Origin of the sequence: Fulvivirga kasyanovii, assembly GCF_009711405.1 — a bacterium.
Taxonomy (GTDB): Bacteria; Bacteroidota; Bacteroidia; order Cytophagales; family Cyclobacteriaceae; genus Fulvivirga; species Fulvivirga kasyanovii.
Map to the genome: position 1 here is coordinate 1 of NZ_SMLW01000447.1, position 10,856 is coordinate 10,856.

Annotated in this window: 12 protein-coding genes and 4 tRNA genes; 3 read left to right on the forward strand and 13 right to left on the reverse strand. The window is 39.8% G+C overall.

Annotated elements, in window-relative coordinates; translation table 11 throughout:
* The 12 genes from rplJ to recF form a co-directional block, all read right to left on the reverse strand.
* Positions 1-441 (reverse strand): 50S ribosomal protein L10 (gene rplJ, locus E1163_RS07205; protein WP_155170765.1); only part of this gene is annotated, 441 nt, incomplete at its 3' end.
* Positions 438-1,142 (reverse strand): 50S ribosomal protein L1, encoded by a 705-nt coding sequence (gene rplA, locus E1163_RS07210; protein WP_155170766.1) that lies wholly within the window; start codon positions 1,140-1,142, stop codon positions 438-440. The genes rplJ and rplA, both read right to left, overlap by 4 nt.
* A gap of 12 nt (positions 1,143-1,154) precedes the next feature.
* Positions 1,155-1,595 (reverse strand): 50S ribosomal protein L11, encoded by a 441-nt coding sequence (gene rplK / locus E1163_RS07215; protein ID WP_155170767.1) that lies wholly within the window; start codon positions 1,593-1,595, stop codon positions 1,155-1,157.
* Between the two features lie 4 nt (positions 1,596-1,599).
* Positions 1,600-2,157, reverse strand: a complete 558-nt coding sequence (nusG, locus tag E1163_RS07220) for a transcription termination/antitermination protein NusG (RefSeq protein ID WP_155170768.1) — start codon at positions 2,155-2,157, stop codon at positions 1,600-1,602.
* Positions 2,158-2,177: 20 nt separating this feature from the next.
* Positions 2,178-2,369: a preprotein translocase subunit SecE gene (gene secE / locus E1163_RS07225; protein WP_155170769.1), complete on the reverse strand. Its 192-nt coding sequence runs from the start codon at positions 2,367-2,369 to the stop codon at positions 2,178-2,180.
* A gap of 22 nt (positions 2,370-2,391) precedes the next feature.
* A tRNA-Trp gene (locus E1163_RS07230) sits at positions 2,392-2,464 on the reverse strand.
* 184 nt (positions 2,465-2,648) lie between these two features.
* Positions 2,649-3,836, reverse strand: coding sequence for an elongation factor Tu (tuf, locus tag E1163_RS07235; protein ID WP_155170770.1), 1,188 nt, complete (start codon positions 3,834-3,836; stop codon positions 2,649-2,651).
* A gap of 171 nt (positions 3,837-4,007) precedes the next feature.
* A tRNA-Thr gene (locus E1163_RS07240) sits at positions 4,008-4,079 on the reverse strand.
* Positions 4,080-4,264: 185 nt separating this feature from the next.
* Positions 4,265-4,337 (reverse strand) — tRNA-Gly (locus E1163_RS07245).
* 71 nt (positions 4,338-4,408) lie between these two features.
* A tRNA-Tyr gene (locus E1163_RS07250) sits at positions 4,409-4,491 on the reverse strand.
* Positions 4,492-4,661: 170 nt separating this feature from the next.
* A complete protein-coding gene (locus E1163_RS07255) occupies positions 4,662-4,973 on the reverse strand; it encodes a DciA family protein (RefSeq protein ID WP_155170771.1) in 312 nt (103 codons plus the stop codon).
* Positions 4,966-6,078, reverse strand: a complete 1,113-nt coding sequence (recF, locus tag E1163_RS07260) for a DNA replication/repair protein RecF (RefSeq protein ID WP_155170772.1) — start codon at positions 6,076-6,078, stop codon at positions 4,966-4,968. Before recF ends, E1163_RS07255 begins: the two co-directional genes overlap by 8 nt.
* A 52-nt stretch (positions 6,079-6,130) precedes the next feature.
* On the opposite strand from recF, the gene pdhA reads away from it, so the two are divergent.
* The 3 genes from pdhA to ribH all read left to right on the forward strand — a co-directional run bounded on the left by pdhA (position 6,131) and on the right by ribH (position 8,537).
* A complete protein-coding gene (gene pdhA / locus E1163_RS07265) occupies positions 6,131-7,165 on the forward strand; it encodes a pyruvate dehydrogenase (acetyl-transferring) E1 component subunit alpha (protein ID WP_155170773.1) in 1,035 nt (344 codons plus the stop codon).
* A 107-nt stretch (positions 7,166-7,272) separates the two neighbouring features.
* Positions 7,273-7,980 carry a tetratricopeptide repeat protein gene (locus E1163_RS07270; protein WP_155170774.1) on the forward strand — a complete coding sequence of 236 codons (708 nt, stop codon included), beginning with the start codon at positions 7,273-7,275 and terminating at the stop codon, positions 7,978-7,980.
* A gap of 80 nt (positions 7,981-8,060) precedes the next feature.
* Entirely contained in the window at positions 8,061-8,537 is a 477-nt protein-coding gene (gene ribH, locus E1163_RS07275) for a 6,7-dimethyl-8-ribityllumazine synthase (RefSeq protein ID WP_155170775.1), read from the forward strand.
* A 95-nt stretch (positions 8,538-8,632) separates the two neighbouring features.
* On the opposite strand, the gene E1163_RS07280 is transcribed toward ribH, so the two are convergent.
* Positions 8,633-10,856, reverse strand: a 2,224-nt coding sequence (locus tag E1163_RS07280; protein ID WP_155170776.1) for an NADP-dependent isocitrate dehydrogenase, incomplete at its 5' end; no start/stop codon positions are given.

Here is a 10,856-nt window from a genome sequence, read left to right on the forward strand (position 1 = left end):
TTGAAGAAGACCAATAACCTCGCCGATAAGTTCTTGCTTAGACTTAAGTTCGGTTAATGTTTTGAGATTTTCCTCACCGATGAAGAAATCCCTATCTATGGAAGCAGCCTTTAACAGAGGTTTTTTCAAACCTTGTTTGTCTCTGTATTCTTTAATTACTTTTCCAGGAAGGTTAGCTACTTCTGATGAGAAGATAACGCCTGAAAAACCTTTTAATGACTCGTCAAGATCAGTGAAATCACCTTCAACATTGCCGAGCGCTTTCTTGATAAGTGTGTTTTTGTATACACCATACTCTACACCTCTATCAAAACAAACCTTTCTGAAAGCATTAATCTGTGCTACTGTAAGACCTGAAGCATCCGTGATATAGAAATGCGGATTATTATTGAACTTCTCGGTCAGTGACTCTATTATATTTGCCTTTTCTTGCCTTGTCATGATTTTATTCCTGATAATGAATGTTTGTCAATAGTGATTGAAGGGCTCATTGTGGTAGAAATGTTGATACTTTTAAAGTATGTTCCCTTCGCTGAAGCTGGCTTCAATTTAGCTATTGTACTGATCATCTCCTGAACGTTGTCTTTAATCTTATCTGGTGTGAAAGACGCTTTACCAACGCTTGCGTGGACGATACCAAATTTATCTACTTTAAAGTCGATCTTACCCGCTTTAATGTCTTGCACTGCTTTACCTACTTCTAAAGTAACAGTACCTGATTTAGGGTTAGGCATTAAACCTCTTGGACCAAGAACTCTACCTAATCTACCTACTTTAGCCATTACAGTAGGCATTGTAATGATTACATCTATGTCAGTCCATCCGCCTTCAATCTTCTTAATGTAATCGTCCAATCCCACGTAGTCAGCACCTGCATCTTTGGCTTCCTGCTCCTTGTCAGGAGTACAAAGCACCAATACTTTAAGGTCTTTACCTGTACCATGAGGCAGTGTAACTACACCTCTTACCATTTGATCAGCTTTCTTAGGATCAACGCCAAGACGGATATCCAAGTCTACAGAAGCATCAAACTTAGTGAAAGTGATGTCTTTCAATAGATTAGCAGCCTCATCAAGGGAATATTCCTTTAGCTTATCCACTTTAGCTTGCGCTGCTTTCTGATTTTTTGTCAGTTTTCCCATTTGCTTCAAATTTTACTCCCAAGGAGCCGTTCCAGTTACTTTTATTCCCATACTTCTGGCTGTACCAGCAACCATTTTCATGGCAGAATCTATTTTGAAAGCATTCAAGTCGGGCATCTTTGTTTCAGCAATTGCCTTAACCTGATCCCAGGTAACACTTCCAATTTTTGTTCTGTTAGGTTCCGCAGAACCACTTTTCTTCTTAGAAGCTTCTAACAGCATAACCGCGGCAGGGGGAGTCTTAATTACAAAGTCGAAAGACTTATCAGAATAAATTGTAATCAGAACAGGTAACACCTGACCCTGCTTCTCTTGCGTTCTCGCGTTAAACTGCTTGCAGAAATCCATGATGTTAAGTCCCTTAGAACCTAACGCAGGACCAACTGGTGGTGAAGGGTTTGCCTGACCTCCCCTAATCTGCAACTTCAAGTATCCACTAATTTCCTTAGCCATTATCTTAATCTAATTTTTCTACTTGCATATAGTTTAATTCTACAGGAGTATTCCTGCCGAATATCTTTACCATTACATTGAGCTTTTTACGCTCTTCAAATACCTCTTCTACAGTACCAGTGAAACCACTGAAAGGACCATCCATTACTTTTACGGACTCTCCTACTATATAAGGTGTCTCCAGCTTTTCCTCAAATTCATCAATCTCATCGACCTTACCTAAGATCCTGTTTACTTCCGATTGACGCAACGCCACTGGTTCCTTTGAAGAGCCTGTGCCATTATTGCCAAGAAAACCGATAACACCAGGGATACTAGTAACCAGGTGATTAGCCTCTCCATTACTTAGGTCGGCTGATACCAGTACGTAACCCGGAAAGAAGTTTCTCTCTCTGACTCTCTTCTTTCCTCCTCTCATTTCATACACCTTCTCTGAAGGAATCAACACCTGGGGAATAAAATCCTGAAGTTTCTCTCTTTCCACTTCAGTCTCCAGGTAAGTTTTAACTTTCTTCTCCTGACCGCTTACAACCCTTACCACATACCATTTTAATTCACTCATCGCTAGTCAAGTCTTAGTAATTAAAATTCGTTATAAAACCAGTCCATGCCATTTTGGAAGACATAGTCCATTAAGCCTATTACTAAAGCAAAAATAAGAGAAGCTACCAGCACCAAGATGGAACTGCTCTGAAGCTCACTATACTTCGGCCATGAGACTTTATTTTTCATCTCATCGTATGACTCCAGAATAAATGTCTTTAACTTATGCATCAGACTTTTCGTTTAAATTTAGCACGGGTGGAGAGACTCGAACTCCCAGCCAATGGTTTTGGAGACCACTACTCTACCAATTGAGCTACACCCGTTTATATTTTAGTTGCTTTCCCTTGACGAGCTTATCTCATAGAAGCATCAGCCCGCTTCATTTCAACACCAATTTGAACCAAAGCATGCACCACAGCCCAAAATGGTCTGCAAAGATACAACAACTTTTTAGAAAATAAAAGCGTTCCGAGTTTTTCGGAACGCTTTATTAGAATATTTTTATTCTTAATCTAAAATTTCAGTTACCTGACCAGAACCTACTGTTCTACCACCCTCACGGATAGCGAATCTAAGTCCTTTTTCCATCGCAACCTTATTGATAAGGTTAACTTCGATAGAAACGTTATCACCAGGCATAACCATTTCCACACCTTCAGGAAGCATGATCTCACCTGTAACGTCAGTAGTTCTCAAGTAGAACTGAGGTCTGTACTTGTTGAAGAAAGGAGTGTGACGACCACCTTCTTCTTTTGAAAGAACGTAAACCTCAGCTTTGAATTTTTGGTGAGGAGTTACAGAACCTGGCTTACAGATTACCATACCTCTCTTTATCTGGCTTTTCTCGATACCTCTTAAAAGAAGACCTACGTTATCACCAGCTTCACCTCTGTCCAATATCTTTCTGAACATCTCAACACCAGTTACAGTAGATTTCAAACCTTCTGCACCCATACCTAAGATATCCACAGGATCACCAGAGTTGATTACACCTCTTTCAATTCTACCAGTAGCAACAGTACCTCTACCAGTAATAGAGAATACGTCCTCAACAGGCATCAAGAAATCTTTGTCGATCAAACGCTCTGGAAGAGGGATGTAGTTATCTACAGCATCCATCAATTCTTCAACTTTAGCAACCCACTCAGGCTCACCATTCAATGCACCCAGAGCAGAACCTTGGATTACAGGAATATCATCACCAGGGAAGTCATAATCAGAAAGTAATTCTCTGATTTCCATCTCTACAAGTTCCAACAATTCAGGATCGTCTACTAAGTCAACTTTGTTCATAAATACAACCAAAGCAGGTACACCTACCTGACGAGAAAGAAGGATGTGCTCTCTTGTTTGTGGCATAGGACCGTCAGTAGCGGCAACAACTATAATAGCACCGTCCATCTGAGCAGCTCCAGTTACCATGTTCTTTACATAATCCGCGTGACCTGGACAGTCTACGTGAGCATAGTGACGCTTCTCAGTTGCATACTCAATGTGAGAAGTGTTGATTGTAATACCTCTTTCTTTTTCCTCAGGTGCGTTATCGATTGAAGAAAAGTCTCTGTTTTGTGCTAGACCTTTGTCTGATAATACTTTTGATATCGCAGCAGTCAAAGTTGTTTTACCGTGGTCTACGTGACCGATTGTTCCAATATTCACGTGGGGTTTTGAACGGTCAAAATTTTCTTTAGCCATATTTGAAAATCCCTAGTTTAGTTAAAATTATATTCGTTATTAAAATTATTTACCCTTTAAATGAGTATAAGGCTCATTGCACCGTACAATTTACGGTAATGATCCTTTTCTTTCGTTGCTAAACTCCGTAGCTCGTTTATGTGATATGAATTATTTTAATCATATCTTTAGAGCCAAGAAGGGGAATTGAACCCCCGACCTCTTCCTTACCAAGGAAGCGCTCTACCCCTGAGCTATCTCGGCTAGTTCCGCTAAGCCTCAGAGCATATTTTGCCGGTGCTACCCGACCTACCTGATTTAAAATCAGGATGCCCTATCCCTGAGCTATCTCGGTCAGAAAAGTTCAAAGTTCATAACTTAAAGTTGTAAGCTTCTCAGCCTCTTATGATCAAAGAGGAATATCTATCAACCTTAAACTCAAAATTATGAGCGGGAGACGAGGTTCGAACCCGCGACCTACAGCTTGGAAGGCTGTCGCTCTACCAACTGAGCTACTCCCGCTTATGATCCAACAGGAAGATAAAATTACGACTTTGTTATATAATCGTAAAACAAATCTTACTATTTAAATGTGGGGGGAGCAGGATTCGAACCTGCGAAGTCATAAGACAACGGATTTACAGTCCGTCCCAGTTGGCCGCTTTGGTATCCCCCCAAAGCTTCAAAAATTCAAATGAACTACCCTTTGTTTTCTGGCATTTCCGTTACCGTTTTTTCCAAAGGAAGTGCAAAATTATACGCTTTTTTCTTTTAATCAAATTTTTTAAAAAAAAAGATGATATTTTTTCAAAAATCGCTTCTTAATGCATTTTCAGGCCTTTTCTTCTAAAGAAAAATAATCTCTTCTATTACGCCATGCCCGATTTCGCGCTCAAAAATATCAATGATCTTACTCTTTGACAAATTAAGCTCATGCTTTAATGGTGCAGAATTGATTTCCACAAAAAGCACCTGCTTTTTTATAAATATTTTCCCGGTTCTGTTTGCTATAGTTCTGCCCATTAGCCGCTCCCAGGATGAAACCAGCTTTGCCTCATCAAACCGCCCTTTCAGGCGATAACTATTCAAAAGATCGTTGATTGCTTCTCCAACAGTAGAGATATCCGATTTACGTGGGTTATACTTCTTCTTATCCATGCGACGCTTCTTTAACGGTGCCCTTGTCTACATGATAGAACGAGGCATCAATATCTAACTCCTTTAAGATTTCTTTCGTTCGCTCCTCTCGAGCGTCAGTTATAAAAATTTGTCCAAATGTTTGATCAGCTATCATTTTTACCAACTGCTTGATACGCAATGAGTCAAGTTTATCAAAAATATCATCCAGCAGCAATATTGGCTTAAGCCCCTTAAGCTCTTTTATTATTTCAAAGTGAGCCATTTTCAACCCTACTAAAAAGGTCTTTTGCTGACCTTGAGATCCAAATTTCTTCAAAACGTTATCCTCGATTAACAACTTGTAGTCATCCCTGTGAACACCCATTGAAGTTCGTTCTAAAGCCAAATCCTTTTTTATGCCTGCCTTAAACTTCTTTTCAAAGGCCTGATCTTCAACCTCGGATTTATACAAGATTGTTACCTCTTCCTTATTTTGTGATAGTAACGAATAGTGTTTTTGAAATATCCGAAAATAGTCTTTGATAAATTTATTTCTGCTTTCAAAGATAGCCTTTCCTAATTCAAGCATTGGCACATCATAGGTATGAATAAGATCATAATCTACACGTCCTGTAAATCCGAATTTTTTTAACGCACTATTTCTTTGCTTGAGATACTGATTATACTTCACAAGGTTATCCAGGTATTTGCTGTCCATTTGGCAAAGGATAGTGTCAAAAAACTTTCGACGCACTTCACTTCCTTCACGGATTACATCAACATCGTTAGGCGCTATCAATACGATCGGAAACTTCCCTACATGCTCGCTTAACTTATCGTATTCCTTTCTGTCGATACGAAAAACCTTTTTTACTCCTTCCTGAAATCCGCAACTTACTTCTACATGTTTATCCTCTTTAACAAAACTTCCTTTAATGTTAAAGGCATTTTCTCCAAACATGATATTCTGGCTATCAATGCTGTTAAATGCACTTTTCGTCAACGAAAGATAATGTATTGCATCTAGCAGGTTGGTTTTTCCACTGCCGTTAATTCCTACCAGGCAATTAACTTTTTCTGAGAAATTAAGCGTAATCCCTTCATAGTTCTTAAAATTAAACAAACTTAATTTTTCAATGTGCATTAACTTTTTTTACTTATTTTCGCAGTCCAGTTAAGAGTTCAAAATTAACATTATGGCAAGTACAACAAAAGAAAAGACCAAATCTAAATCTTCTGCCAAAAGCAAGTTTTCCAAAGAAACCTATTTAACATGGTTTGAGAGCATGTTGCTCATGAGAAGATTTGAAGAAAAAGCAGGCCAACTTTATGGTCAGCAAAAAATTAAAGGTTTTTGCCACTTATACATAGGACAAGAAGCTTGTGTTGCCGGAGCAGTATCTGCTTTAAAGGAAGGTGACAAATATATAACCGCTTATCGGGATCACGCTCATCCTATCGCTTTAGGATCGGATCCGAAAAAAATAATGGCCGAACTTTTCGCCAAGGAGACCGGGATCTCTAAAGGTAAAGGAGGATCGATGCACATGTTTGACAAGGAGCATCATTTCTATGGCGGCCATGGTATTGTAGGGGGTCAGGTGCCATTGGGTGCAGGAATTGCATTTGCTGAAAAGTACAACAAGACAGACAACCTCTGCATATGCTATATGGGTGACGGAGCCGTGAGACAAGGTGCTTTTCATGAGGCCTTAAACCTGGCAATGACCTGGAAGCTTCCTGCGATTTTTGTAATTGAAAACAACGGATACGCCATGGGTACTTCTGTGAAACGTACTTCAAACGTAACCGAACTATATACTTTGGGAGAATCATACGATATGCCTTCCGAGCCTGTTGATGCCATGTCGGTAGAAGCGGTGCACGAAGCAGTGGAAAGAGCTGCACAACGTGCAAGAAAAGGTGAAGGCCCTACATTGCTGGAGTTTAGAACTTACAGATACAAAGGCCACTCTATGTCTGATCCTGCTAAGTACAGAACCAAAGATGAAGTAGAATCATACAAACAAAAAGATCCTATTGAGCAGGTTAAGCAGACTCTTTTGGATAAGAAGTATGCTACAGAGGATGATATCGAAGAAATTGAGAAAAGGATAAAAGATCAGGTTGCCGAGTGTGTAAAGTTTGCTGAAGAATCTGATTTCCCTAAACCTGAGGAAGCATTTAAGGATGTTTACGCCGAGAGTGATTATCCTTATATTAAAGATTGATATTTGGCTCAATGTCCAAACAACTTAATGTGAAACAGGATTTTTAACAAATCCTGTTTCTTCTTTATAAAGTAATTAGTAGCTTTGCAGCCTTAAAATTATTGCAGATGGCAGTTAAAAACAAAAAAACTACTGAACAGCATAACACGGATATTCTTGAAAATCCTGAGGCTTTAGCTGGTCAGATTTCGAAAACAGAAGAATTTGTTACTAAAAACAAAGGACTGGTATTTGGTGTTGGAGCAGTTTTGGCCCTAATTGTGGCAGGTTTCTTTGGATACCAGTATTATAAAAACTCTCAAAACACTAAAGCTCAAAATGAAATGTTCCAGGCGGTACATTATTTTGAGTCTGATAGTTTGGATCTTGCTTTAAATGGTGATGGTAACAATTTAGGTTTTCTGGATATTATAGAGGAGTATGGCGTTTCGGACGCTGCGAACCTTGCCAATTTCTATGCAGGAGCGGCTTACCTTAAAAAGGGCAATTATGAATCGGCCATTGAGTATCTTGAAAATTTCAGTGCTGACGATCTTTTGGTTCAGGCAAGAGCATTCAGTCTAATTGGCGATGCTCATATGGAAAAAGGTGACTATGAAAAGGCTGCCTCTTTTTATAAAAAAGCTGCCGGTTATGAACCTAACAAACAGTTTTCTCCAAGATACTTATTAAAAGCAGCACTGGCATATGAGAAAAACAACAACAACGAAGCTGCGATTGAAGCCTATGATACGATAATAAATAAATACTGGGACTCAAATGAGGTTCAGACGGCTAAAAAGTATAGGGCAAGATTAACAGGATCAGCTTCCTAAATAAGAATTAATGAATTTTGTTAAAGGGGTAAGGTTTAGATCTTTATCCCTTTTTTTATTTTTGAAAAAACTCTAACATAATGTCATCAGCAGATAAGAACCTAAGCGCATTTTCTAAAAAATATCTTCCCGATATTAACACCAAGGTTTTCGCAATTATAGTGTCCGAGTGGAACGAAGCTGTTACCGGAGCCATGTTTGAAGGTGCGTACAATACACTGAGAGAGAATGGTGTAAGAAAGGAAAACATCCTTAGAAAAGATGTACCCGGAAGCTTTGAACTGAGCCTTGCTGCTCAGTGGATGGCCAAACGAGAAGACGTAGATGCCGTAATTTGCATTGGGTGTGTGATACAAGGGGAAACCAAGCACTTCGACTTCATTTGCAGTGCAGTTGCCCATGGTATAACCAATGTAAGTTTAAAATACGACAAGCCTGTCATCTTTGGTGTACTCACACCAAACAATCAGCAACAGGCCCTGGATAGGGCCGGGGGAAAACATGGAAACAAAGGAGATGAAGCTGCTATTACAGCCATTAAAATGCTTGGTTTCTAATGCATTGAACAACGGCTCAATTACAATAAAAATAAAACGGCTGCCTACTATTTGTAAGCAGCCGTTTGTTTATATCACCGTCAAAGTTCTATTTATTAAATAGACTCTATTATTTCATTTAACGTAGCACTTGGCCTCATAGCCCTGGAAACCTTTTCATGGTTAGGGTTATAATACCCTCCAATGTCTACAGGACTACCTTGTGCAGCATTTAATTCATCAATGATCTTTTGTTCATTATCTGCCAGTTTCTGAGCTATTTTAGAAAAGATAGTTTGTAGTTCGGCATCCTTACCCTGCTCTGCCAATGCTTGGGCCCAATAAAGTGCTAAATAGTAATGACTACCTCTATTATCCAACTCATTTACTTTGCGAGAAGGTGACTTATCCTTTTCCAGAAATTGACCGGTGGCTTTATCCAATGCCTCGGCCAGTACCTTGGCCCTGTCATTATTAAAGGTTTCACCCAAATGCTCCAGGGAGACTGCCAGCGCAAGGAATTCTCCCAATGAATCCCATCTCAGGTGGCCTTCTTCTACAAATTGCTGAACGTGCTTCGGTGCGGAACCTCCGGCACCAGTTTCAAACAGACCTCCACCTTGCATCAAAGGAACAATAGACAACATTTTAGCACTTGTGCCTAATTCCAGGATAGGGAAAAGATCGGTTAGGTAATCACGTAATACGTTTCCTGTTACTGAAATGGTATCCTTCCCTTCTTTGATCCTTTCCAGAGAGAACCGGGTTGCTTCTACAGGTGACATGATATGAATCTCAAGATCAGAAGTATCATAGTCTTTCAGGTATCTTTCTACCTTTTCTATTAACTGAACGTCGTGGGCTCTGTTGCGGTCTAACCAAAACACTGCAGGTGAACCTGTGGCTTTAGCCCTGTTAACGGCTAACTTGACCCAGTCGCAGATTGGAGCATCTTTGGTTTGGCACATCCTCCAGATATCGCCTTCTTCTACTTTATGTTCTAACAGAATGCTACCAGAAGCATCTGTCACTTTCACTGTTCCTTTAGCAGGAATTTCAAATGTTTTATCATGCGAACCATATTCTTCAGCTTTTTGAGCCATTAGTCCAACATTGGATACGCTACCCATTGTAGATGGATCAAAAGCACCATTTTTCTTACAAAAATCAATAGTTTCCTGATAAACACCGGCATATGACCTGTCAGGTATTATAGCTTTGGTATCCTGTTGTTTTCCCTCAGCATTCCACATTTGACCGGACGTCCTGATCATTGCAGGCATTGAGGCATCGACAATTACATCGCTGGGAACGTGAAGGTTGGTAATACCTTTGTCTGAGTTTACCATTGCTAATCCTGGCCCATTTTGATAGCAAGCTTCAATATCAGCCTCTATCTGTTTTCTTTTATCTTCCGAAAGTTTCTGTATCCCTCCAAGCAGGTCTCCAAAGCCATTATTCTCATCTACACCGATTTCAGCCAAGGTTTCCTTATGCTTTTCAAAAACAGGAGCAAAGAAGACGGTTACTGCATGCCCAAAAATAATAGGGTCCGAAACCTTCATCATAGTCGCTTTTAGATGTAAAGAAAACAAGATACCCTGCTTTTTTGCATCTTCCTTCTGCTCCTCCAAAAATGACCTTAACGCTGCTTTGCTCATCACGGCAGCATCAATTACTTCACCTTCCAATAAAGCCGTTTTTTCTTTTAACGTTATGTTGCTTCCGTCATCTCCAAAAAACTCAATTTTAACATCCCCTTCTTTCTTAATTGTAACTGATTTTTCACTTCCGTAGAAATCTCCACCGGTCATGCTTGCCACGTGCGATTTCGAATCAGCACTCCATTTTCCCATGGAATGTGGGTGCTTTTTTGCATATTCTTTTACTGCTTTTGGGGCTCTTCGGTCAGAGTTGCCTTCTCTCAACACAGGGTTAACAGCACTCCCTTTGATTTTATCATATTTGGCTTTAATATCTTTCTCTTCAGCCGTCTGAGGTTCATCAGGATAGTTAGGGATATTATATCCCTGGTTCTGAAGCTCCTTTATTGCTGCTTTTAGCTGTGGTATTGATGCACTAATGTTCGGAAGCTTAACAATATTTGCCTCCGGAGTTTTTGCTATTTCGCCAAGTTCAGCCAAATCATCAGAAATTCTTTGTGCGTCGGCAAGCTTTTCCGGGAAAATTGCCAGTATTCTGCCTGCCAGAGAGATATCCCTGGTTTCGACAACTACTCCTGCCGAATTGGTAAAAGCCTTAACTATGGGTAACAATGAGTGTGTTGCCAGTGCAGGGGCTTCGTCGGTCTTTGTATAAAGAATTTTAGGTGTTTTTTTT